The 23,678-nt window shown below is 35.0% G+C and carries 23 protein-coding genes; 2 read left to right on the forward strand and 21 right to left on the reverse strand.

Going from position 1 to position 23,678, the window contains the following annotated elements:
• Nucleotides 1-6: 6 nt before the first annotated feature.
• From BN3326_RS06590 to BN3326_RS06600, 3 genes are all read right to left on the reverse strand, one after another.
• Nucleotides 7-1,191: an ABC transporter permease gene (locus BN3326_RS06590; RefSeq protein WP_069998299.1), complete on the reverse strand. Its 1,185-nt coding sequence runs from the start codon at nt 1,189-1,191 to the stop codon at nt 7-9.
• Nucleotides 1,188-2,489 (reverse strand): efflux RND transporter periplasmic adaptor subunit, encoded by a 1,302-nt coding sequence (locus tag BN3326_RS06595; protein ID WP_069998300.1) that lies wholly within the window; start codon nt 2,487-2,489, stop codon nt 1,188-1,190. Before BN3326_RS06595 ends, BN3326_RS06590 begins: the two co-directional genes overlap by 4 nt.
• 156 nt (nt 2,490-2,645) lie before the next feature.
• Complete coding sequence (locus tag BN3326_RS06600; RefSeq protein ID WP_069998301.1) at nt 2,646-3,269, reverse strand: hypothetical protein; 624 nt, start codon at nt 3,267-3,269, stop codon at nt 2,646-2,648.
• A gap of 179 nt (nt 3,270-3,448) precedes the next feature.
• Here BN3326_RS06600 and BN3326_RS06605 point away from each other — a divergent pair, with 179 nt between their 5' ends.
• Nucleotides 3,449-4,147 carry a response regulator transcription factor gene (locus tag BN3326_RS06605; RefSeq protein WP_069998302.1) on the forward strand — a complete coding sequence of 233 codons (699 nt, stop codon included), beginning with the start codon at nt 3,449-3,451 and terminating at the stop codon, nt 4,145-4,147.
• A gap of 4 nt (nt 4,148-4,151) precedes the next feature.
• Entirely contained in the window at nt 4,152-5,561 is a 1,410-nt protein-coding gene (locus tag BN3326_RS06610) for a sensor histidine kinase (RefSeq protein ID WP_069998303.1), read from the forward strand.
• Nucleotides 5,562-5,615: 54 nt separating this feature from the next.
• On the opposite strand, the gene BN3326_RS06615 is transcribed toward BN3326_RS06610, so the two are convergent.
• From BN3326_RS06615 to BN3326_RS06700, 18 genes are all read right to left on the reverse strand, one after another.
• Nucleotides 5,616-6,098 carry a hypothetical protein gene (locus BN3326_RS06615; RefSeq protein WP_069998304.1) on the reverse strand — a complete coding sequence of 161 codons (483 nt, stop codon included), beginning with the start codon at nt 6,096-6,098 and terminating at the stop codon, nt 5,616-5,618.
• A gap of 130 nt (nt 6,099-6,228) precedes the next feature.
• Nucleotides 6,229-7,074, reverse strand: coding sequence for a DegV family protein (locus BN3326_RS06620; protein ID WP_069998305.1), 846 nt, complete (start codon nt 7,072-7,074; stop codon nt 6,229-6,231).
• Between the two features lie 321 nt (nt 7,075-7,395).
• Nucleotides 7,396-7,725 carry a rhodanese-like domain-containing protein gene (locus tag BN3326_RS06625; RefSeq protein ID WP_069998306.1) on the reverse strand — a complete coding sequence of 110 codons (330 nt, stop codon included), beginning with the start codon at nt 7,723-7,725 and terminating at the stop codon, nt 7,396-7,398.
• A 14-nt stretch (nt 7,726-7,739) separates the two neighbouring features.
• The gene (locus BN3326_RS06630; protein WP_069998307.1) at nt 7,740-8,231 is read right to left on the reverse strand and encodes a 4Fe-4S binding protein; all 492 of its coding nucleotides are present in this window, start codon (nt 8,229-8,231) and stop codon (nt 7,740-7,742) included.
• 275 nt (nt 8,232-8,506) lie between these two features.
• On the reverse strand, nt 8,507-8,776 hold the full coding sequence (locus BN3326_RS06635; protein WP_069998308.1) for a metal-sensing transcriptional repressor: 270 nt from the start codon (nt 8,774-8,776) through the stop codon (nt 8,507-8,509).
• 70 nt (nt 8,777-8,846) lie between these two features.
• A complete protein-coding gene (locus BN3326_RS06640) occupies nt 8,847-9,692 on the reverse strand; it encodes a DegV family protein (RefSeq protein ID WP_069998309.1) in 846 nt (281 codons plus the stop codon).
• Between the two features lie 177 nt (nt 9,693-9,869).
• Entirely contained in the window at nt 9,870-10,814 is a 945-nt protein-coding gene (locus BN3326_RS06645) for a hypothetical protein (RefSeq protein ID WP_069998310.1), read from the reverse strand.
• A gap of 19 nt (nt 10,815-10,833) precedes the next feature.
• Nucleotides 10,834-11,457, reverse strand: coding sequence for a Fe-only nitrogenase accessory protein AnfO (gene anfO / locus BN3326_RS06650; RefSeq protein ID WP_069998311.1), 624 nt, complete (start codon nt 11,455-11,457; stop codon nt 10,834-10,836).
• A gap of 265 nt (nt 11,458-11,722) precedes the next feature.
• Entirely contained in the window at nt 11,723-13,741 is a 2,019-nt protein-coding gene (locus BN3326_RS06655; RefSeq protein WP_069998312.1) for an alpha-amylase family protein, read from the reverse strand.
• 128 nt (nt 13,742-13,869) lie between these two features.
• Nucleotides 13,870-14,946: a hypothetical protein gene (locus BN3326_RS06660; RefSeq protein WP_069998313.1), complete on the reverse strand. Its 1,077-nt coding sequence runs from the start codon at nt 14,944-14,946 to the stop codon at nt 13,870-13,872.
• A 37-nt stretch (nt 14,947-14,983) separates the two neighbouring features.
• Nucleotides 14,984-15,808: a carbohydrate ABC transporter permease gene (locus BN3326_RS06665; RefSeq protein ID WP_069998314.1), complete on the reverse strand. Its 825-nt coding sequence runs from the start codon at nt 15,806-15,808 to the stop codon at nt 14,984-14,986.
• Nucleotides 15,808-16,683 carry a carbohydrate ABC transporter permease gene (locus BN3326_RS06670; RefSeq protein WP_069998315.1) on the reverse strand — a complete coding sequence of 292 codons (876 nt, stop codon included), beginning with the start codon at nt 16,681-16,683 and terminating at the stop codon, nt 15,808-15,810. Before BN3326_RS06670 ends, BN3326_RS06665 begins: the two co-directional genes overlap by 1 nt.
• Before the next feature lie 96 nt (nt 16,684-16,779).
• Nucleotides 16,780-18,147 (reverse strand): ABC transporter substrate-binding protein, encoded by a 1,368-nt coding sequence (locus tag BN3326_RS06675; protein WP_171903779.1) that lies wholly within the window; start codon nt 18,145-18,147, stop codon nt 16,780-16,782.
• Nucleotides 18,148-18,306: 159 nt separating this feature from the next.
• On the reverse strand, nt 18,307-19,062 hold the full coding sequence (locus BN3326_RS06680) for a response regulator transcription factor (RefSeq protein ID WP_069998316.1): 756 nt from the start codon (nt 19,060-19,062) through the stop codon (nt 18,307-18,309).
• Between the two features lie 22 nt (nt 19,063-19,084).
• Nucleotides 19,085-20,905, reverse strand: coding sequence for a sensor histidine kinase (locus BN3326_RS06685; RefSeq protein ID WP_069998317.1), 1,821 nt, complete (start codon nt 20,903-20,905; stop codon nt 19,085-19,087).
• A gap of 329 nt (nt 20,906-21,234) precedes the next feature.
• Nucleotides 21,235-22,101: a TIGR03943 family putative permease subunit gene (locus tag BN3326_RS06690; protein WP_069998318.1), complete on the reverse strand. Its 867-nt coding sequence runs from the start codon at nt 22,099-22,101 to the stop codon at nt 21,235-21,237.
• Nucleotides 22,102-22,111: 10 nt separating this feature from the next.
• Nucleotides 22,112-23,014: a permease gene (locus BN3326_RS06695; RefSeq protein WP_069998319.1), complete on the reverse strand. Its 903-nt coding sequence runs from the start codon at nt 23,012-23,014 to the stop codon at nt 22,112-22,114.
• A complete protein-coding gene (locus BN3326_RS06700) occupies nt 23,011-23,676 on the reverse strand; it encodes a GTP-binding protein (protein ID WP_069998320.1) in 666 nt (221 codons plus the stop codon). Before BN3326_RS06700 ends, BN3326_RS06695 begins: the two co-directional genes overlap by 4 nt.
• Nucleotides 23,677-23,678 lie beyond the last annotated feature (2 nt).

Consider the following 23,678-nt stretch of genomic DNA (forward strand, 5'->3'; position numbering starts at 1 on the left):
TTTCTCCTACCCTTCATAGTTTAATGCTTCAATAGGTTTTAGTTTTGAGGCTTTAACTGCTGGGTAAACCCCAAAAAATATACCCGTTGTTACCGAAAATAATAATCCTAACATAATACCTTCTATACTTTGTACAACAAGTAGTCCAAGATATAACACTATTGGAATGGTTATAAAACTAAGCCCAACACCTATAAGTCCGCCTAAAAAACTGATGATCACGGCCTCTAATAAAAACTCCTTAATAATATCTTCTCTTTTTGCACCAATACTCTTTAAGATACCAATTTCTCTTGTCCTTTCTCTTACGGATACTAATAACACATTCATAATGCCTATTCCGCCTACCACGAGCACAACTGCTGCTACCCCGATAAGCAGCGTTGCCATCATGTTGGCTGATTCTAAAGCAGTCGTAAGCCTGCTGCCTGCATCCATAAGATTGTAAGCCCCTTCTGTTTCCGTAAGCGTTAAAATATATTCATTGATTTCACTAATAGCTTTTTCTACAGTATCAATCTGCGTAGCTTTTGCTACAAAAGTCAGCATTGTCATTCTTCCGGAGAGATAACTTTGGGCTATTTTGATTGGAACGATGGCACCGTCATCTATACTATCTCCCTTGCCACTGTCCCCTTCTTGCTTTAAAACACCTACCACATCATATTTTCTTCCTTTAACACTCACTTTTTCTCCAATTGCCTGAGATGGCTCTTCTCCAAAAAACAGTTCAGCTAGGCTATACCCCAAAACAATAACGCGTCTCCTTTTACTGCCATCTTCATCAGTTATATAAGTGCCATGTAAAATATTTAAATTATTAATCTCTTGTATCGATTCACTCTGCCCCTGAATGCTTACTGATTGGCTAACACTGCCATAGCTGATATCTCCCGTAGTCCTTATCACTGAGCCAGCACGTTCAACGTGCTCTAACGCTTCAAGCTTGGTTAGATCCTCCAGAGTTAACTGCTTACTTTTGTTGTAATCTCTGTTTTTCATAATATTAATAGACTGGGCACTAAGCTTTTTAAATTGTTCCTGCACAGCCTGTTCCCCGCCTTTTCCTATCCCTACAACAATAATAATTGTAAGTGTTCCAATAATAACCCCCAATGTTGTAAGAAAAACTCTTATTTTATTAGCACGAATATTAAGCAAAATAGATCTTAAAATTTCTATTGTTCTCATTTTGTGCTCACCTGCACTTTTGAAATCAACGTTTCATTCCCCTTTAACCCTTCTTTCACCTCTGCTGATGTACCATCAGAAAACCCTGTTATAATAGTCACCTTTTGTATATTTCCTTCCCCCTCTTTAACTTGCACATATTGCTTACCATTTTCAAAGTATACTGTGTTATTAGGCACAATGACCACATTACTAACATCTTTTGAAATAATAGAAACAACAGCGTTCATACCATTTTTAAGGCCTTCTGGTTTTTCATCTAATTCAACTGTTGCTGCATAGGTTACAACTTGGTTGTTATCTGTTTTAGGTATTTCAGATAGATGCGTAACTTTTCCCATAAGTGTTTTTTCTGAAAATCCTTCCACCGTTACTTCTGCCTTTTGTCCAACATTTACACTGACTAAATCAAATTCTGGAATAGCTAGTTTAATAACATACGGCTCATTGGTTGCAATATAAGTAATAAAAGATTGATCAGCAGAACCTGCTCCACTGGATATTGCAGCTACTGCTTGACCTACATCTTTTGTAATCGTTAAAATTCTGCCATCTTCTCTTGCATACATATTCGTTTGTTCAAGTTTAGCTTCTGCATTTTCTAGAGTAATTTTTGCTTCTCTAAGACTAATACTTGAAAGTGCTGCTGATGAGTCCTCTTCCGCCCTTAAAAGATCTAGATCTCTCTGTGCAAGAACCAAAGCATTTTTTTGGGTTTCTAGATTCAATTTAAGAGATTCTAAATCTCTTTTGGCATTTTCAATATCTATAAGTGCATAATCGTCTGGCGTAAGTTCCATCAATTCAATATTATTTTCTTGTTTATGTATTTGTTGCTCGAGATCATAACTATTTTTTTTCTGCATCTCTATTTGCTGCTTATAGTTTAACTTCTTAGTTTCTAAGTCTTGAAGTGAAGCTTCTATTTTGGAAAGTGTATCTTTATAGTTAATCTCTGCTTTTTCATAGGCGAGCCTTGCTTTTTCTAATGTTTGCGCAGCATCTAAATCATTCTGTTTAGCAACTGCCTCACCTTTGTTAAATGTATCTCCTTCTTTGAAATAGATTTCCTTAATTTCTCCCTGATTTTCAAAATCCATATACCTAAAAGGTAATTCTACTATCCCATCAATCGTGTATTCTATCTTAATATCACCTATTTGTGCTGCTTCTTCTTTATAGGTTATCGTTTCTACTATCTGAGCGCTCTTGTAGACTTTATAAGCACTGAGCGCGCCCGCACTTAATATCATGACTATCACTATCAAGTATACCTTCTTATTTTTTAAATAAGACATCACTAACCTCCCACAACTTCTGCATTATCTTTTTTATGCCCTGCCCTTACTGATTTTTAAATAAACTTTTCCAGCCTTCAACTGAATTATTTGATAGTTGACCAATTAATAAATAGGCAGACGTATGTCATACGATTCTACCTATTTACGCGTGTTCTATTTAAAACCCTTATTTTTTTCTATTTGCGCCTTAAGTTCATCTACTGTGATACCTTGTTCTGCAGCTTTCTTAGCCAGTTTTTCTTCTCTTTGTTTTGCCATCTGCTCTTTAAGTTCTTCTACTGTGATGCCTATTTCTGCTGCTTTCTCTTCCAATCTTGTCGCTCGAGTCTTTTCCTTATTGTCTTCTATCTGTGCCTTAAACTCTTCTACTGTCATACCTTTTTCAGCTGCTCTTGCAGCTAGTTTTTCTTCTCTTTCTTTTTGCAACTGCTCTTTAAGTTCTTCTACTGTAATGCCCTTTTCGGCTGCCTTCTCTTCTAATCTTGCGCCTTGTGTCTTTTCTTTATTATTTTTCATCTGTGCTGTAAACTCTTCTACCGTCATTCCTTTTTCGGCTGCTCTTTCGGCAAGTTTTTCTTCTCTTTCTTTTTGTAGCTGTGCTTTGAGTTCTTCTACTGTAATGCCTTTTTCAGCTGCTATCTCAGCTAATTTTTCTGTACGCACCCCCATTTTAGGCTTTGTAAGACCATTGGTTGTATCTGCAAATACAGATGTTGACATCGCTAAAGTTATTGCACTTAAAACAAGTATGCCGCTTATCTTTTTATTTTTCATCACTGTGATCATCCTCCTATAAATTTTTAGGTTGTCTTTTGACTTTTTTATAATACCTAAAATAAGGTAATAAATCTCCGCAAAAGTGTGGCAAAAGTGTGGCAGATTATAAAATGCGTATTTCACTTATAAAAAATGTGCTAAAATAACTATAAAACTACTGATAGATAGAGGATATAATTGTGAATGGTAAATTAATTTATGTGGTAGACGATGAGATTAACATCTGTAATATCGTAAAATCATTTCTTTTAAAGGAAGGTTTTGAGGTAAAAAGCTTTACCCACGGACAAAAAATGTTAGAGGCTTTTTATGGGAGACCTGCTGATATGCTTATTATTGATATTATGATGCCTGAACTAGATGGCTATTCTATTTGTCAAACGGTACGGCAGACCAGTTCAGTTCCTATTATCTTTGTATCCGCAAGAGATACTTCCCCTGATAAAATCGCCGGCCTCTCTTTAGGTGCAGATGATTATATTACTAAACCTTTTAGTCCAATGGAGCTTGTAATGCGTGTGAGAAGTATTTTTAGAAGAATAGCCTTCGATATAGGAGAGCAAATCCGCCCTAACAACCGCATTAAAATTTTAGATATTTGCATTGATCTCGATAAAAAAGCTGTGTTTTATCACACTAAAGAGCTCAAGCTCAGTATGAAAGAAATTGAGTTTTTAACCTACCTTGCCCTTAATAAACATCGGCCCGTAAGCCGAGATGAACTACTGAATAAAGTATGGGGCTTTGAGAGTGAAGCAGAAACACGGGCAACAGATGATATGGTCAAACGTATAAGAAAAAAACTGCATACTGAGGGGTCTCGTCTTAAAATTGAAACAGTATGGGGCTTTGGTTTTAAATTATCTGATGAGGAGTAGCAGCATGTTTACAAAAGATTCAATACAAGCCAGGATTCTGAAAGCAAATATTCTTAATATCGTCTTACTTGTGCTTCTAATAGGCATTTTATTTAATATAAGTATAGGTATTTATATCCAAAACCAAACTATTTCACAGTTTAATGAAATTGCTCAAAGTGTACAGGGGGCTCTGCGCAACCACCCCAATAAGTTTCCAGAACCTACTAGAAACAGAAATACAGCTTTGCTTGTTTTTGGTGCTTTAGATCGTGTTTTAAAAAACTATACTTCTATTTTAGATGCACAGTATATATTAATTAATAATGATAAGATTGCTATTCCTACCTTTGAGAATACATTAGATGAGATAATTTTTAACCAGCAGCTGCTTACTCAGATACCAGAAAATCATTTTGATGAGCAAAAAAACTTAATAGCTATTAAAACAAAAGAAATGAACTATATGGGGATGATCATTCCCATATTGAATGCAAGGAAGCTGCAGTTGGGATGGGTTATTATTTATTCTGATACAAGTAAGGTGAACAGCCTTAGAATAGTTATCAATGTTATCCTAATTGCTATTTTATTTTTTAGTATGGCGCTTACAATTATTTATTCTATTTATACCTCTAAGAAAATTTCCAGACCTTTTAGCGTTATTAATCAACATCTTAATGAACTTTCTAAAAGGAATTTTCATAAAACAATTCATATAGAGGCCAATGATGAAATAATAGAACTCATTCATAATATTAATTTTTTATCTCAAAAATTGCGCAAGTATGAAGAAGATCAAGCCACTTTCTTACAAAATATCTCTCATGAACTTAGAACACCTCTTATGTCTATTCAAAGTTATGCGGAAGGTATTAAATATCATGTTGTAGAAGATCATGAAAATGCATCCGATATTATTATTCAAGAAACAAAACGTATTACAGACCTCGTAGAGCAGTTAACTTATCTTTCCCGTATTGATACTGTTGAGGGAGAATATCATTTTGAGACCTCTGAACTTGATGGCATTCTCTGGAGTTGTATCGACTGTGTAAAAGGTATTGCTTTAAAAAATAATAAAAAGATTGTTTATGATACTGTATCAGACACTATTAAAATAAATGCTGACCCTGAAAAACTTTCACGCGCTATTATTAATATTCTCTCTAACTGCATAAGGCATGCCAAAACAACGATAGCTATTAAAATGGAAACACAGGAGGATAAGGTTATTATTACTATCGAAGATGACGGCGAAGGCTTCCTAGATCATGAACTCCAAAATATATTTACACGGTTCTATAAGGGACAAAATGGCCATCTTGGTATAGGCCTCGCTATAACTAAGGAAGTCATCGACGCACATCATGCTGAAATTACTGCGGAAAATAGTTCTTTAGGGGCACTTTTCATCATACATTTTCCACGTTAATTAAAGGCTCTAAGAATTATATAAAATAATTCTTAGAGCCTTTTGAATAAGCTGCTATGTCAGTACTTGTTGTTTAACCTGATTAATATTTTCTATAGCCGTAATAATATCATAAAAATAGCGCTGCAAAGCATTAAATCTATCAATATCTGTTGAAGCCCTAATAAAGAATCCAAGTTCTCCGAGTGCCATATTAAAATGATGTAGTGCAATATGAAGAATCGTTGCATTACGCGCTTCCATTGTATTTGGACTTAGACTCCCAATATAGCCAATGACATCTCTTTCAAGCGTTGTCACTTGTGCTAAATTAAGTCCTATAAGTCTGAGTGTTTCATTATTATCTAGCTGATTGATACTATTTGCAAGTGCTGTCTGTCCCAAATAATAAATTTGATTTAACAACACATCTGCTCTGTCAACATACGTTTGAAGTGTTGGACTGATCATATAGGGTTGACTATATGCATCTGAATGCACAGATATAATACTAACGAGTAAAATAAGCGTAATGAATATTCTAAATGGCTTTTTCACCTTTTTTCTCCCTTCAATGGCTACTACCTTTAGATTATCCTAAAAATAAGATAAGTATGTATAGAGCGTCTAAATCATCCCTATTCCCTTATAAACTACCTCTATATACTTATTATAGCTATCACCTTTATTACGCTTCCATTATGACTAAAGCCAGAAGTCTTGGGCCTGAATGTATGCCTACAACTGGTGTAATCGTGCCAATATCTGCTGAAATAGTATTAGGATGATTCAAAAAGGCATCTTTTAATACTTGAGCTTCTTCCTGCATGGTCCCTGTCATAATAACTATCTTGCACTTTGCCTGTTCTAGCCTATCTATACCTAATTGAATGAGCTTGCTGATCATTTGCTTGGTTCCTCTAACTTTTGTAAAAGTAGTGTATTTACCTTCATCATCCATAATAATGATTGGCTTAAGATTTAAAAGCTGTCCAATACTTCCAGAAACTTTGCCAATTCTGCCGCCCTTGATCAGATACTCTAATGTGTCAACAGTAAAGTACAGCATTGTTTTTTCTCTAAGTTTTGGTATTAATGTGCAAATCTCTTCAAAGCTTTTCCCGTCTTCAATAGCTTTACCTACTTCAATCACAGATAAGCCAACAGCCATGGATATGATTTTGGAATCAAAAACAAAAGCATTAATTTTATCTTGATAATGCTCAGCTGCAATTCTAAAACTATTGATTGTGCCTGAAAGCCCCGAAGAAATAGCAAGCATAACCGCATGTGTATAACCTTCTTTAATAAGTTCTTCAAACAAATCCTCTACTTCTTGTACAGAAGGCATAGAAGTAGTGGGAAGTTCCTTATCTAATCTTGCATACACTTCCTCAGGAGTAATATCTACCCCATCTACATACTCCCTGTCTTTATAAATGACTTTTAATCTTAGAATACGTATATTGTATTTATCTACATATTCCTGTGGTACACCAGAAGTACTGTCCGTAATTAAAGCTATTTTTTCCATAATCTCTCCCTATATCTTTAGTAAAAATTTATTTTTCATCTTCATCAATGGTACAGATTTCACATCATAAAGTTTAACTCATTCCTCATGCTATTTAATGTGAAATCATCCTAAAAAACAACATTATAGTAATGGATAAATCAAGTTTATAGGTTGTTTCTCTATATTATTGACAAATATTTATAATTATATCTATCTTAACGTACAATTTCAAAAAATACAACATATAGTTTATAAAACTACATGCTGTATTTTTTGTTTAAGTGCTTACATTATAAAATGGATGATTATTGCAATACCTAAATACTGTCTTTAAATTTTTTACTTAACTATCTCATACGGCCAGCTCATAATCCCGCCTAAATTATACAGATTATTATACCCCATATTTTCTAAAACACTACAAGCCCGCGTACTTCTTGCACCACTTTGGCAGTAGATAATTATCTTTGTATCTTTTGATAAATCCATAGCAGCTATTTTTTCTTTAATTTGTCCTACGGGCAAATTTATAGCCCCATTAATATAGCCGCTTCTATACTCTATTTCTTCTCTTACGTCTAAAATAACAATGGCTTTATCCACTTTTGTACTTGTATAAACCTCTTTAGGTGATATTTTTTTTATATTCTGCCTTAAATTAAATAACATAGTATCCCTCCTTATCAACTTTTTCTGCTTTTTAAAGACTTATCTATAAGTGCTGTGCCATGTCCCATTGGACACACCTGACACCAAGATCTTGGTTTAAAGATAACCCCCATTATAACGCCTACTCCTAAAGAAACTGTCATGAATCTAAATAATGTAAAACCTGTTTGCATCAAGTTAAAGCCCTCACGATTAGCATGAATCATTCCTAATGTTAGCATACTGATCATTATAATAAGAAGTATATTTTTTATACGATTTGATTTAGCCCACTTAGGAAGGTTATGCTGAAAACTAATATTTTGAAGAAATCTTCCCAGTAATGATCCTCTCGGACAATAATAAGAACAATGCGCCTTACCTGCACCTCTTAGTGCAAGCACCATAGGTGTCGTCATACATATAATCCCTAAAATACCAAATCTAAAGTCAATAATCGATAGTAATATAAATGCTATCATAAAAATCCATGACCACTTTTGGTGTGATTTGCGTTTTTTAGTCATTTTAATTCCTCCTCTATTTATTAATTGATTGATTTACTTTCTATAACTTGGTGAACCTAACTGTAATGATAGAATTCTATCATCTATAAACTTATAAATCCTTATATCTATATATTACAATATACAGTGGTGAATTGCAAGCATAAAAATTACTTTTCATAAAATTAATAAAGAAGTACTTTAAGTATTGAATACGTTTTGTTCAATACTTAAAGTACTTCTTTATTAGCTTTTTGCTACTCCTGTACATACTTGATACAGGAGTAATAAATAACTTATGACTTGTTCATAAGTTTTTCTATAATATTTATAATTTCTTCTATTTTTTCTTCTCCATTGTCACTCCTGCAAGCATCTTTTACACAATGTGTAAGATGTTGTTTAAGTATCAATAGGTTAGACTTTTTTAGCAATCCCTGTGCCGCAATAATTTGATTTGAGATATCCATACAGTATCTCTCATCTTCAATCATTTTAATAATACCCTCAATTTGTCCTTTAGAAGTCTTTAAAGCCTGTAATGCCTTTTTTCTTTCATCGTTCATATCTTCACCTCTTTTAATCCCACCCCTTACAGGGGGTATTGAATTTATTATACAATAATTATGAACAATGTCAATCTTTCATAACAGCTAACGCAAGTAGTCTAGGTCCAGAATGAATACCCACCACAGGCGTAATTGTACCAACGTATAAAAACGTAGTATTCCCATGACTTTCAAAAGCTTCTTTAAGCATTTCAGCTTCTTTAAGCATGGTACCTGTCATAATAACAACTTTCCCCTTGGATGTATCTAATATGTCTTTACCTAATGCAATAAGCTTATTAAGGGCTTGTTTTGTTCCTCTTACTTTTGTATACGTTGTATATTTACCGTCTTCATCCATTGTAATAATAGGTTTAAGATTAAGAAACTCTCCAATACCTCCAGATACTTTACCAATTCGGCCACCCTTAATTAAATATTCTAAGGTGTCCACTGTAAAATACATCTGCGTACGTGCTCTGAGTTTTGGAATTTCTTCACATATCTCCTCAAAGCTTTTTCCAGCCTCAATAGCCTTGCCAACTTCAATAACAGATAGACCTACAGCCATAGATAATACTTTTGTGTCAAATACAAATGACTTTATTTGATCTTGATAATTTTCTGCTGCAAGCCTAAAGCTGTTAATCGTTCCTGAAAGCCCTGAAGATACACAAAGCACAACAGCATGCGTATAATTTTCTTCTATAAGTTTACCAAATAAGTCATTTGCTTCTTGTACAGAAGGCATTGAGGTCGTAGGAAGTTCTTCATCTAATCTTGCATAGACTTCTTCTGGAGTAATATCTAATCCATCTATATATTCTCGGTCTTTATAGATTATTTTTAACCTTAGAATATGTACATTGTACTTATCGACATATTCCTTTGGCAACCCGCAAGTACTATCAGTAATTAAGGCTATTTTTTGCATGAAATCACTCCTTGTTCATATTATCAGATTTATTATGTCCTCTCCATTAGCTTTAAATCGCTTATTTGCTCAGACATTATTTAGATATTTATATTATAGTTTATTAATATAAAAAACTCAATATATAGTTTTCAAAACTATATATTGAGTTTTTCCAATTTTAGAAGATTTATTTATTTAGGGACATAAATTACAATTTGCGCAATCACTACAACTCGGTTTAACTTTTTTGAAATAATTAATAATAGAAAATGAATGTCTATCTAGCGCATATTCAAGTTCTTCATTCATACTGACCTTCCCCCCATAAAACGCTACACACAGTGGTACGATATCTTTTCCGTTATAATGAAGTAAACTAGGTATTTCTCCAGGTGCATAACAGGTTTTATTAAGCTCTTCATCATATATTTCAATTTTGTCTGTTGAAGTAGCCAGTGCTTTTAAAGTCCCATCTTCATAAAATGCCAAGGAATTTATGTCCCCATGAATACCTACAGCACTTGTATCATATGCCATAATCTCTCCAATAGGTGTCATAACAGGGGTTGGCTCGGCAGGCTCACAGGATTTTAATACCCCTGTTTCATAGAAGGACACCCCTATTCTAATAGGCATAATACCACTATCTAACTGTATCTGGGCACGCTCTTTAGGCCACAATGTAATACTCTTTAATTTTCCTGATGGGTAAAGGTACACACTCATTACCTTACTTCTTATATCTCCAAAACTAAACTTAAAAGTGTGTTCTTCCGCTAAGGCATATTCATTTTCTTCTGTCCAATAACCAGTTACCTTGCCGTTGACAGGAAATATCCTTTTAAGCTTCTCATCGTCATAAAATGTTATCTTCTCTGCCTCAAAAGGCCCAAGCGGCGTAAGTATATGCGTTTGATCATTGAGACAAATACTCTTCAGATTGCCACTTTCGTAAAAAGTTACAGCAGACGTATATTTACGCCTTACATGCTCCTGTTCATATTGTGGAATGAGCTTACCATAGGGTGTGATTAACTCATTAGGTTCTGTTAATATACATTCTTTTAATATATTGTTCTTATAAAATTCTGCAGATGTTATCCCTTTTAGTATGCCATATTTTGTATGCACAACATTCATTCTTTACCCCTCCATTTCATTACAACTCCTTGCGTAATAGCTTAACACTGTAGCCACCTGAACATAAGCTTTCAGCTTCCATTTTTAACTGATACTTCTGTATTTGATTTTCTAGCCAAGGCGGAATGTGTGTACAGATAATATCTAGCCTTCTAAATACTTGTTTTTCTAAAACCGGCATAATGACTTGCTTGGAAGAAATACCTGGACTTATAGTCTGCACCTGTTCTAAGTCAATTTTATAATAGCCATCATCCAGTTGTTCGATATAAGGTGGCTTTACTAATTGACTTTGCTGCTTATTTGTTTCTTGTATTTCATATTCTTTTTCTAAAATATAGTCTAAAAAGTTTTGCGGTAGGCCCTCAAATTCCCAGATACTAAATGCCATAGCTTCGAACACATTATAAGCAATACCATCAACTTTCCTACCTACAATTATTTTGCAATCATCTAGTACGCTCGCTATCTCTATGATCTTCTTACGTACACTACTTATACTCATACATAGATTGATTGATAAATCTATCTCTTGTATGATCTGCCACTCACCTCCTTTTTTTAAAAAAACTTTTATAACCCCTGATTCTGAAAAAGCAATCGTTTCATCGCCCTCTCCCATGAGTACTGCTATCTTATCCATACCTGCACCACCTTTTTAGAATAATTTTCATGCCTATAAAACGTATTATAAAAACACAAAAAGGTGCAATAGAAACATTGCACCTTTGCAAAATATTGATTCAGTTTGAGTTGTATCCTTATTTATTATGCTACTCTCTCTTAACTATACTTTCAATATTAAAATAGTTATAATTTAATAGGTTTATAACCTCTATACTTTGTTAAAAGTACCCAAATATAAAAATTCCCTATATCACTCCATATGAATGATACAGGGAATAATTTTAATACCTAAGAGCAATCATAGCATGCCCTTCTATTTTATCTATAACAAATTCAATTCTTCCATCGACATACTTAAAGTCCAAACTTCTCCCTTCTGGAACAAGCTTTATAGTTTTTACCTCATGTGAAAGCTTCATGGAAACCTTAGTTTGGTACAATGGAATCACATCTTCTATCGTATAAATCTCACTGCAGCGCTTTTCTGGAATATAATGCAGCATGTGAAGCACATACCTTTTTTCATGTGTCTGTTCATTGACACAAGCAAGCAGGCTTGTTGGTCCTTCGTATCTTAAAATAGGCTCCGCAAGTAGCATATCCAGCCCATTTCGAATAAGCAGCTTACACCATTTAGGATGTAGTTCTTGGTAAATCGTAAATAGGGGGTGGCTATAATAAATCACTTTTTCTTTTTTGATAATACCCGGATAACCATATTGATGGGAAGAAGGCGTATGTTTATGGGAGCAAAAATGCTGCCAAGTCCTATTAAAATAAGGAATGTTAACATCACTCAACACTGCAGCTCCTTGCAGTACATCGACCTGAGTACCTTGCTTATACATGACATATTCTGTTTCATGAAGGTCCTTACCCATCTCTCCTTTTGGTACAATAAAGTCTGGACTATAAGGTGCCCCACCTTTATATGTTGCACCAAACAGATCTGATGCAAATTCTGTTTTTTCTGAATTAAGACCCGATTCATAGGTTGCAAGTACTGCCCCGCCATGCTGTAAATAAGCCTCAACTTTCCTTATAAGCATTTCATCCATCACAACTTCATCTGGGAATATAATGACTTTATAGTGCGTAAAATCAGCTTCACTATCAATAATATCAAATTGATGCCCCATTTCTTCAAGCATCGTAGAAGTCCCGACTACTGACTGAGGAATCACCCCGCCACAGCCCGAGTTAAACCCTAAGGCCTCTGGTGTAAAAATCGCCATATCACATACAGCTTTAGCATCTATACACCAAGGTTCTTTCTTTTCTACCTCTTTATAGACAGAACCTATGAGTTCATAAACTTCTTTAGAAATTTTACCATCTGGATCGAGCTGGTCTCCTATAAGGCACTTTGCATTAAAAGCCAGCATACGGTAGCACTCATACTGTAGGGCTTCTTTGTTTTTAAAGGAATGAAAATCTCCCCACATCGTATGGAATTTCCCCGTCTGCCCCAGAAGATCAAGCCCTGTTGTTCTTGCAAAACGTGCACTATTTGGGAAGTGTACATAACCCCATCCCCCGCTCGGCAGAGACTCCAGCTCCCAGTGGCTATATGCTCCCAGCACACTACGCAGTGCAGGCTCAATATGTGAGGTATTATAAAAGATACTGGCATTAGGGTTAAAACTTCTTATGTAAGCTGAAATATCTCTTTTAAAATCTTCCACCATACTTTTTGCATACAGGAGCCTTTCTAAACGCTGAGTTGGGTCCTTATTTTCTTTTAACATCCCTTCTACACAAGCTTTGCATGAGCAGTCTACTACCATGACAATATCTAAAAATATACCATCCACTTCGGGTAATGATTCAAAAATATCTTTAAGATGGTCTTTGAGATAATCTCTATAAGCTGTATTGACACACAGCGTTTTATAAAATCCTGCTTCATAGACACCCCTCGATACCGGATTACAAGTATCTACCATACTACCATCTTCATTAATACATACCCATTCTGGATGTCTGGAACTGATAAAGTGATCCCACTGAACAGTGGTATAAACAGGTACCCGTATGTCTTTTTGATGACACGCCTTAATCTGATCTTCTAATAAATTTTTATACTTTAGCCCAGGGTGTATTCGCTCCGGATCATTTTTAGAATTATAATAGAGCCACCCATGATGACATCTTGCAAAACAAGTTACCGAATTAACTTTGGCTGCATCGAGTGTATCTGCAAATTCATCCTTATCAAACCGCTCGCCCACTCCATCTATATGTTCACTCGTATGAAAATCCATGTGAATCTGCCTGAATCTTAATTTATAATTTTCCATAGCTTCTCCTTATCAAAACTGAATAGTCTTATAAGCTCCTTTAAAATAAATGGACTGATTTTTCAATCTCTAAAATTCTTTCAGCATCTTACCATAAAATTCTATCATATAACTTGGTGCATAAAGTTTTATTCGTGGGTGAGTTTAGCTGCTAAATTTATAATGTTATCCGCTTCCTCTGTGGAAACTTCTTCTTTAACAATTAAATAAAGTCCTTTAGACGATAACTCTGTAAGTAGTGTCTCTATTTCATCAAGTTCTGGGTAAAGAACGAGTCCCTTCCCTGCCGCTTGGATTCTTTTAAAAGTAGAAATAAAGTGACTTGTTTTAGGCTGCCCAGCTACTGGTGTCCATTGAATCATATTTAATTTGTCCACGGATAGAATATGATCTAAGTGTCTTACTTGCTGCTCACCATCTAAATGATAGGTTGCATGATCAAGATAGTCGCAGCTTTTTACAAGTTCAGGCAGTGCAAACTCCTCATACATATCAGGTGAAATCATTACTGAAAAATCCACTTGAAGCTGTGCATGCTTTCCTTTGCTCCATGTATACATCCAGCCATGGGTACTACCATCTTGGTTGTTTTTACGGATCGCATCAAAAAACATATCACTTGTTACTTTATAAGTTTCAAAGATTTTGTCACAAGCTTGTTTAATCTCATCAGGATAATCAAAAAAGTCCATCGCAAGATCTTCACTGCCATGCAGTGCCGCCAGCCCATCAAGAATCCCGCAGTTATCCGGCATCGTCACAAAGAATTTACCCATGCCTTCATTACAAAGGTATTTTACTGTTTCTAATTCTTGTTTAAGTATATTGCTGGCTGCGTCATACTCAAGTTCATCCGTCGCAAAGTCCTTGTACACCCCGCCAATCCATACGGTATCTCTTTCAAATCTATATTTTGCACCTTTAAAATACTTAGCATGGCCCGCCGCTCCAAAATTTGACCATATACATGGATAACCGTCCCCAGCATAGTAGGTGTTTTCAAACTTTTTAATATGTCTTCTTAAAAGCCACTCTGGATCCATATAGTATTTAACTAATTCTTCTGGGGTATGTGGCGGTGCTTCATATTCAGACTTCATATCCTTCTTCCCCTGAACAGCAATACAGCATCTATCAACAATTTCGTTATGCCATAGGGCCTCAAGTCTTTTTTTCGCTACTTCCCAATCCTCTTTGTATAACATCTAATCAGTCCTTTCAAGTATTGTGTTATTCCATTTATCAACCTTTTACTGCCCCTGATGTAAGCCCTGAAATAATTTGTTTTTGGCCTATAAGATAAACAATAAGTACTGGAAGCGCCGTTAGGACAATATCTGCAAATACTAAGTTCCAATCTGATTTAAACCGGCCAAAGAAGTTATAAACAGCTAAATTCATCGGCCATAAAGCTGTTTTGTTAATGAGATAAAGTGGTGTCATAAAATCACTCCATATGCCCATAAACATCAAAATAAAAGCTGTAACCAAAACTGGCTTTAACAAGGGAAATATGACTTCGAAAAATAGCTGTACTGGATTGGCCCCATCGATAATAGCTGCTTCATCCACTTCTCTTGGTACAGTATCTACAAAACCATAAATAATGAAAGTTGAAAACGCAATATTGGCTGCAATATAAAAAAGAATAATGCCTAAACGTGTGCCATATATCCCAAACATTCTCATGATCCTAATAAGCGCAAGATAATTAACCGGCAGGAAAATACCAAGTATCATGAAGGTATAGATCCATTTATTCACCTTAGAAGCTCTTCTTGAGAGTGTAAAAGAGGCCATCCCGCAAAAGATTACAACACATATGCAAGGAACAATCGCATAAAGTAAGCTGTTAAAAAAGGATTGTACTAATTTGCCTTTTTCAATAACGATTGCATAGTTTTGCCAAATCAATTGACTTGGAAGCTGAAGTGTCATGAGTGCTGCCTCTTTGCTGCTTTTAAATGAATTAATGACAATAATGATAAAAGGCACAATAACGAGGGTGCATAAAAATAGAGCTGCCAAATGTTTAAATATAATTGTAAGTTGTTTTTTTCTTTTCATTACATCTCCACCCTCTTTTCATTCATCTTTCCTACAATTAAGATACCGATAACAGCCATAAATACAAATAGTATAGACGATAACGCAGAACCTACTCCATAGGTACCATCTGAAAATTCTTTGAAGATACCTGTTGCAACGACTTCCGTCATACGGCCTGGTCCACCGTTTGTAAGTACATAGATAATGTCGAATACTTTAAGGCCATAGGTAAGCCCAAATACTACATTAATTGTAATAGCAGGCACTAACATTGGTAAGGTAATATGTCTCAATAGTGCAAAATAGCCTGCTCCGTCAATTTTAGCTGCTTCATAATAACTCTCTGGTATAGCCTGCAGCCCCGCAATAAATATGGTCATAACATAGCCAATTCCTCGCCATGCATCTACTGCAAATATCGATCCCCATACCCACTTTGGATCTGTAAGCCATTGTTGTGCCATAAAGTCCATACTCAGCAATCTCAGGGTTTGATTAACCACACCTGTTGTGGGGTGAAGCATAGATCTAAATAAAAGTCCAATAACAAGATACGGTAATACGGATGGGAAATAAAGCACGCCTCTGTAAAAGTTTTGTCCACGGAGTCCTTCTTTTAGCATCAATGCTAAAAATAGTGCAGGAATAATTTTTACAATATTAGAAACTACCGTAAACATAAGTGTATTAAAAATGTATTTTGTATAAGCTTGATTGGATGTAAATATGTACTTATAGTTTTCAAGTCCTATAAAGTTAATTTGATCTGAATAAGAACTCCAGTCTGTAAAAGAGTAATAGATCCCTATAATGCCAGGTAATATACATAGCAAGCCATATATAATGAGTGCCGGCCAAATAAAATACATAGGATAAAATCTTCTTTCTTTCATAATAAATGCTCCTCGCCATGTCAGATAAACAAAAGAATTTGATATTTAATTATCAAATTCTTTTGCTAAAAGTTATGATATTATAGATACTTTTTATTACCAAGCTGAATCATTTTGACTCTTAGCAATTTTTGCTCTTCTCTCGTCAATATTTTCAAGTACTTGTTTCGCTGTAAGTTCTCCTAAAAACATAGAAATCATGTCTTTTCCTGTTTCCATCCATTGATCATTTGTGTATTTAGTCCCTGTCTGAAGCACAGGTGCAACCTCATATTTTGCCCTTGGAATAGTTTCTTTAAATGCTTTTTCTATATCTGTAAAGTGTTGACTCACATCTGCTGTTACATCAATATTCGTCCACTCAACAGTATTATCTAATTTGATTTGAAGATTTTCAGGTTGTGCTAAGAATGTAAAGTATTCTTTAACTACATCTACATTTTTACTTTCTTTATAACCAAAAGCCGCTGGGCCTGATGGGTTGGTTGGATAGTTTTGATTATCAATAAAAGGTACAAGGAATAAACCGTACTCATCTGTTGTTTCTGGGTACTTTTCTTTAATCGCTTCAATAAATGCAGGTCCTTCCATAACCATAGCCGCTTTTCTAGTTGCTAAACGGTCATAGGTATCTGAACCATCATTTGCCAAATAATCATCTCCATAGTAGCCATTTTGAACACATTCATTGATTTGTTCTAAAGCCGTAAGCATTGCCTTGCTGTCTGCAAATCTAATGGTGTTATTATTAAGGCCTTCATAAAGACCTGGTTCTAACTCCTCATAACGCGGTCCAATTTGGAAGAAAGGTAATTGATGATGCCAGCCTGCAGCGCCATATTCATAAACAGGTGCAATACCCATCGCTTTAATCTTTTCACAAGCGGCTTTAAACTCAGCATAAGTTTTAGGTGCTTCATTAATGCCTGCTTCTTTAAAGAGTGTTTTGTTATAGACAAAAACAAATTCTGGTGAATCATACCATATCATAAGTCCATAGAGTTTATCATTGTATGAAACCGCTGGTATCCTTGTCTTAGGCATTACATTTACCCATTCTTCCCCTGAAAAATCTATACAATATTTTTCTGGATCAACCGTTGCTGTTTTAATTTGAAATTCATTGGTTTGAGCGTAGAAAATATCTGGTCCTTCTCCGCTAGTAAGTTTAGCTTTTAGTAAATCATGATATTGATCTGCCGGCACAACTTGAAGATCTATTTTATTGCCTGTCTCTTCTTCAAACTTTTTAGCTAACATTTCTTCTGCTGGGAAAGCCCAGCCTTGTGACATCATAACTGTAAGTGTAACGCCTTTGTTTTTATCTTTTTGCTCCCCTGATGCTGTACTCGTTGATGTATTTCCTGAAGTTGTGCTTGTGCTCGGTGCATCAGTTTTTGCGCAACCCGCCAAAACTGTCAGCCCCATAGTAACCATAAGTACTGCAGATAAAAGTTTTCTCATCGTGAAATACCCCCTCATATTGTTTGTGTGCTTATAATCACCCAAAACTGAAAATTAGTTATTTGGCTGATTATTACTTTCTTTAGCAAAATTCTATCATTCTAATTTAACAATTTATATGCACTATCAGGTTATTATTTAGCACTTTTTTATAAAACCTTAGTCACTTATGGTATTTTCCCTATACTCCAATGGACTTTTCCCTACTGTTTTCTTAAAAATTCTGCTAAAGTAAGACTGATCGCTATAACCTATCATCTCTCCAATCTGCCTTACCGAAAGTTCCTTACAATGCACAAGTAAATACTTAGCTTTATTAATTTTTAAATTGAGATAGTATTTACTAGGCGTTTCTCCTATGTAATTTACAAAAAGCTTCGAAAGATAACCAGGGGTGTAGTTCAGCCTTGCGGCTATCATATTAAAATTAATATCTTTTTCAAAATGAGATCTTATGTACCATTGTGTAAACTTTACAGCCTCTTCTGGCGTTACTTGTTCTTTAATGACACCAGCTTTATCCATAAGTTCATTAAACTCATTATCCAGTTCCATCTTAAGTTTAATAAGTGTTTGTATGAGTTCATCATTTTTCACCGGTTTTAACAGATAATCAAAAGTATTAAACTTCATGGCCTTTTTAGCATATTCAAACTCTGCATAGCCACTGATAATAATTTTTTTGATATAAGGGTATTTGATATCTACTTTTCCAATAAGTTCTAACCCATCCATAAGCGGCATCTTAATGTCACTTACTATAACATCTGGGAGATTTTCTTCGATAAGTTCTATAGCCTGTTTGCCATTAATGGCTTTAGCAACCACTTCAAACCCAAGCTCCGATTGATTGATTTTCTTTACAATATTATCTAAAATCATAACCTCATCTTCACAAACAATTACTTTGTACATTACATCTTCCCCTCCTAAAATCTTATGGATAATCTATAACTTCAATAGGTTTAACCCCTATTATGATCACCGCCCCACCTTCTTTACCGTTACCAAACCAAAAATACATTGTATCTTCATAAATAAGCTTTAGTCTGCTAAATACATTGATAAACCCCATTCCGTGAATTTCTAAGTTAAGATATTCTCCAAAATCATTAATTCTATCTATTTTTTCTTGAAGTTCCCTCATTTTTTCTTCTGTAAAGCCACGTCCTCTATCTGATACTTTGATACGCCACCCGCCATCTTCCACATAGCCTTCAACTTTAATATCCCATAACATCTGTTCATTCATTCCATATTTAACAGCATTTTCAACAAGAGGCTGTACAATGTTTCGCGGGACTTGAAGATGCTCTACTATCTCGCTCATGGTCACACTATACTTTAAATATTCTTTATACCGAATTTGTGCAACACTTAGAAATTTTTTTGCACATTCAAACTCATCTTTAAACTTTACATGAGTTGGTTGTGAAACAGAAAAGTATCTAAGCATAAAAGAAACATGATCACACATTTCAACAATGCCTTCATTAAGTCCTTCTTCTGCCATAACACTAATATTAGTAAGTGTATTATAGAGGAAATGTGGATTCATTTGGGACTGCAGTGCCAGCATACGAGATTTTAATTCCTGTCTTTGAGCTTCTAACATAGCCTTGGTAGAATATTTTATATTAATTCTCATGTCACGAAAAGCCTGATCCAGTACCTCCAACTCAGTAATTTTAGTGTTGACCTGATGATATGTATCATCATCTAAATTTTTTAGTTTTGTATTTTTTAGCGTAATCAAAAGTGCTTTGATAGGACTGCTGAACTCTCTGGCGATCAAAAAGGAGGACAGTGAGGCTACGCCTATAAAAATACTGGTTATAATGATCATAAACCACGCCAACGTAACAATAGGCTGCATCACACTCTTCTCTGAACGCACTAAGACAAGGGTCCAATCTGTATACTCAGACTGATAATAATAAATATTATAATTGTTTTGATTAAGTCTTGTCTTAAAAAAACCCTCTTCAGCCCTTGGCTTATGCTGCATAAACGCCTCATAGGAGATAATCGTCTCTTCCGTTTGATTAAAGGGATAAAGCCTCTGTCCCGCCTCATCAAATATGAGCGCCGTCACACTATCCTTATAGCTTTCTTCTATTTCCCCAATACTCTTAAAAATCTGATTGCTTTTTGTGATGACTTCTAATACCCCTAAATGTTGTCCATACTTATTAAAAAGCACTCTATTAAGTGCAATATATCTTGTTCTATGATCTATCGCATCATGGATGTATGCATCTTTAGTATTACTTACTGGCGTAATATACTTTTTTCCGTCTCGCTTTAAAGTGGGTTGATACCAGCTCTTTTTGGCCAAGTCTGTTTGAATAGACCGATTTGAAAATCCCGTGCTTAAAACTTGTCCATCTAAACTATACATATTCATTTGCTGTACAGGCATAAGCGGTCCGTTAATAGCAATAAGCGCATCAATAACAGTTCTGCCCCCTTCACTTAAAGCATAAATCTTCTGCTCTTGCTGAATAAGATTTTCAAAGTTACTTTTTACAAGTTCCGAATAAGAAATATTAAGCGAAACAGTATCCATCTTTCTAATTTCCATATCTGTTTGGTTAATACCTGCTCTAAGAAGAGAATGCATCATATCACTGGTCTGGCTGGCAAGAATGCGTGAAATATACCAAAAAAGAAAAATCGCAAAAGCTATAATCAAACTTACAATAAGATTCGTATAAGAAATAAATAACTTTTCCCTAATAGTCCTTTTCTTGCCCATCAAATCACTCCCCTTAATTTACACAAAGACCTAAACATCAGAATACTTTTCTAATATTAGGTCTTAACCAATCTCATTTTACAATCAACTATTTCCCATTATTTTTAGCAATCTTGCCTATCATATAGCTCAATTTTACATGGTTTTTAAATATTTTGCCATAGGTATTCTTACTACATTCTTCCAAAATAGTCTTATACACTATCGTTTATAGGTAATATATAAGTACCAGTAATCATTCTCGCAATATGACTTTATCCTGTTTCATAATTCCCTTCATCAAATAGCAGATGAAAAAAAGGACTAGGAAAGCAATGTGCTCCTAGTCCTTAATAATAAATATATTGATTTTCAGGGGTTGGTAGTTTTGTAGCTTCTAAAATCTTAACAATTGGCATCAACATCGTTTGCCCATCCATCTCGTAATTTTCAATAGCTATTACCCCTTCAATACTTACCCACTGATCTCTTTCAAGTTCATCACTTTGAGGCCCCTTACATAACAAGCCGGTGATCTGTGCATCAGCAGCACAGCAGATCATATACATACGTGCTATTACAAACTCATCCGGTGCAAATTGTGGATCATGATATACGAACCCCTCTAATACTATGCTTTTGCCTTCATAAAGATCAGGGTTTTGTTCAATATCAGATAAAACCTTTGTATAATTATCATTGTTTAATATAACCATCTCTCTCAGATAATAGGGTTCATCCACTGTATCTTGCTGAATAACCTCAAAATCTTCTCCTTGTTGTTCCCAAGGGAGCTCATAATCATTTGCACCAAACACTTCTTGCTCGGCATTTAGTGCCGCAGATTCATCTACCCCCTCTGTACTTTCTTTAGGTTTTTCCTGGCTGCTACTGGCAGTTACGATGTTACTCTTTGCATTACCGACACTAAATCTATCTGTTTCTTTAGCTGTCAGAGTCATTACCCCGCACAGCAATATAACCCCTAAAGGTATATGCTGATTCAAGTTTATTCTTCTATTTGGTATTGTAAAGATCTTACTGCTCTCATAAATACTTAATATTAGTATCCCTGCCAAAGTCATCCACATTAAAGAAATTCTTTTAGGATTAATAAAACTTAATATACCACCGCTCCTAAGTAAATAAGTTAAATACACAGCCAGTCCAGCAAGTAAAATAAAACCTATCCATGCTTCCTTATTAAATCGTTTCATATCAAGCCTCCTAGATAAAAAGATTGGCTATAAAGCCTATCAGTGCACTTATAAGTGTAATATATACAGCTACCTTAATAACAAATCGTGTTTTAAAATGCCCCATAAGCATCAGCATGTTTTTAATATCCAGCATAGGCCCAAAAACTAAAAATGCAAGAATAGAGCCTGAAGAAAACTGCATAATAAAACTCCTCGCTATAAATGCATCTACTTCTGAACAAACTGAAAGCACAAATGCAAGTGCCATCATAAATAGAATAGCCAAATAAGAATGACTGCCGATAAACCGCATAATATCCTTATCCACATACGTCTGAAAGAGTGCAGATAACGAAGCCCCGATTACAAGATATTTGATAATATTAAGAAACTCTTTACTTGTATGTTCTAAAATGCTTCGTATGTAAGAAGGTGCCCCATAGCCTCTGTATATTTCTTGACATCCGCAGGCGCATAGCACCTCATCAGTTACTGTTTCATCTTTTAATACAGGCTTGCTTGAACCTTCACTAATGCTTATTAATACCCCAACGGCTACAGCCGCCAAAAAACCAAACCCTGCTCTTGCATAAAGCATATATAATCTGTCATTAAATGCATAATATGTGGATAATAGCACAACAGGGTTAACAATAGGAACAGCTAACATAAAAGTCATGCCCATACCTATTGGTACCCCTTTTTTTATAAGCCTTCTGGTAATAGGAATAATCGCACACTCACACACTGGAAAAACAATGCCCAACAGCGCTGCAACGATAAATCCTATCCATCTGCGTTTAGGAAGAATCTTTTCGATTAAGCTCTCAGATACGAATAAGCCAATACATGCCGAAACCAAAGCACCTAATAATACAAAAGGCATCGCTTCTAGTATAATGCTAATAAATATAATCAAAAAAGCCTTCATACACTTCCTCCTTTACAGGCAGCTAATATTTTTTTTATGTGCTTAACGGCTGTTATTCTCATTGCCTTAGGCCATCCTTTATCTAAAAGTGAGCTTTCACGTACGACTTTCTCCATATGTACCTGATCTCGTACAAAAACAATATGTGCAGTTTTATTCTCTTCCTCAAGAAGTTGGAATAGAGCCTTCTCTTCTCCAAGTTTCATTAAATGTGTTTTTGTAACAATAATCATATGACTAAGACTAAGTGCAGGCTGCAAAATAGGTTTCAAGTTTTGCCAGTATAACATAAACTGTGGTGCTTCTGCTAGATTAAACAACGTACTTATAACCGCTCTTTTTTTGATGTCAGCGCTGCTAAGTAAGGCAATAATTTCATCAATCATCTTCATCCCGTTACATTCAATAATCAATCTATCTGGCTCATATAAAACCAATAAATTTTTAAGATAAGACAATGTGAGTATCTCGCCAACTTCTGTTAGATAGACAATACCCTCTTGTTGTTTAAAAACGGAATCTAATACTTCTTGTCCTTTTTCAAGCTGCAAAACGATTATTTTTTCATCAGGCACAGCAGTTAATTTAAGCAAATGATTTATCCATGTGGTTTTACCCGCGCCAATAAAACCTGTAATAAGCTCAACTTGTGTTTTAAACATGA

The sequence above is a fragment of the Cellulosilyticum sp. I15G10I2 genome (assembly GCF_900095725.1).
Lineage (GTDB): Bacteria > Bacillota > Clostridia > Lachnospirales > Cellulosilyticaceae > FMMP01.

What these genes read in the sequence shown, in the direction of transcription:
- BN3326_RS06660 (WP_069998313.1), bottom strand. Translation starts at nt 14,946, where the DNA reads ATGTTATACAAAGAGGATTGGGAAGTAGCGAAAAAAAGACTTGAGGCC.
- BN3326_RS06625 (WP_069998306.1), bottom strand. Translation starts at nt 7,725, where the DNA reads ATGTTATTTAATTTAAGGCAGAATATAAAAAAAATATCACCTAAAGAG.
- BN3326_RS06685 (WP_069998317.1), bottom strand. Translation starts at nt 20,905, where the DNA reads ATGGGCAAGAAAAGGACTATTAGGGAAAAGTTATTTATTTCTTATACG.
- BN3326_RS06655 (WP_069998312.1), bottom strand. Translation starts at nt 13,741, where the DNA reads ATGGAAAATTATAAATTAAGATTCAGGCAGATTCACATGGATTTTCAT.
- BN3326_RS06675 (WP_171903779.1), bottom strand. Translation starts at nt 18,147, where the DNA reads ATGAGAAAACTTTTATCTGCAGTACTTATGGTTACTATGGGGCTGACA.
- BN3326_RS06610 (WP_069998303.1), top strand. Translation starts at nt 4,152, where the DNA reads ATGTTTACAAAAGATTCAATACAAGCCAGGATTCTGAAAGCAAATATT.
- anfO (WP_069998311.1), bottom strand. Translation starts at nt 11,457, where the DNA reads ATGGATAAGATAGCAGTACTCATGGGAGAGGGCGATGAAACGATTGCT.
- BN3326_RS06635 (WP_069998308.1), bottom strand. Translation starts at nt 8,776, where the DNA reads ATGAACGATGAAAGAAAAAAGGCATTACAGGCTTTAAAGACTTCTAAA.
- BN3326_RS06620 (WP_069998305.1), bottom strand. Translation starts at nt 7,074, where the DNA reads ATGGAAAAAATAGCTTTAATTACGGACAGTACTTCTGGTGTACCACAG.
- BN3326_RS06680 (WP_069998316.1), bottom strand. Translation starts at nt 19,062, where the DNA reads ATGTACAAAGTAATTGTTTGTGAAGATGAGGTTATGATTTTAGATAAT.
- BN3326_RS06665 (WP_069998314.1), bottom strand. Translation starts at nt 15,808, where the DNA reads ATGAAAAGAAAAAAACAACTTACAATTATATTTAAACATTTGGCAGCT.
- BN3326_RS06645 (WP_069998310.1), bottom strand. Translation starts at nt 10,814, where the DNA reads ATGAATGTTGTGCATACAAAATATGGCATACTAAAAGGGATAACATCT.
- BN3326_RS06590 (WP_069998299.1), bottom strand. Translation starts at nt 1,191, where the DNA reads ATGAGAACAATAGAAATTTTAAGATCTATTTTGCTTAATATTCGTGCT.
- BN3326_RS06695 (WP_069998319.1), bottom strand. Translation starts at nt 23,014, where the DNA reads ATGAAGGCTTTTTTGATTATATTTATTAGCATTATACTAGAAGCGATG.
- BN3326_RS06640 (WP_069998309.1), bottom strand. Translation starts at nt 9,692, where the DNA reads ATGCAAAAAATAGCCTTAATTACTGATAGTACTTGCGGGTTGCCAAAG.
- BN3326_RS06700 (WP_069998320.1), bottom strand. Translation starts at nt 23,676, where the DNA reads ATGTTTAAAACACAAGTTGAGCTTATTACAGGTTTTATTGGCGCGGGT.
- BN3326_RS06595 (WP_069998300.1), bottom strand. Translation starts at nt 2,489, where the DNA reads ATGTCTTATTTAAAAAATAAGAAGGTATACTTGATAGTGATAGTCATG.
- BN3326_RS06690 (WP_069998318.1), bottom strand. Translation starts at nt 22,101, where the DNA reads ATGAAACGATTTAATAAGGAAGCATGGATAGGTTTTATTTTACTTGCT.
- BN3326_RS06670 (WP_069998315.1), bottom strand. Translation starts at nt 16,683, where the DNA reads ATGAAAGAAAGAAGATTTTATCCTATGTATTTTATTTGGCCGGCACTC.
- BN3326_RS06630 (WP_069998307.1), bottom strand. Translation starts at nt 8,231, where the DNA reads ATGACTAAAAAACGCAAATCACACCAAAAGTGGTCATGGATTTTTATG.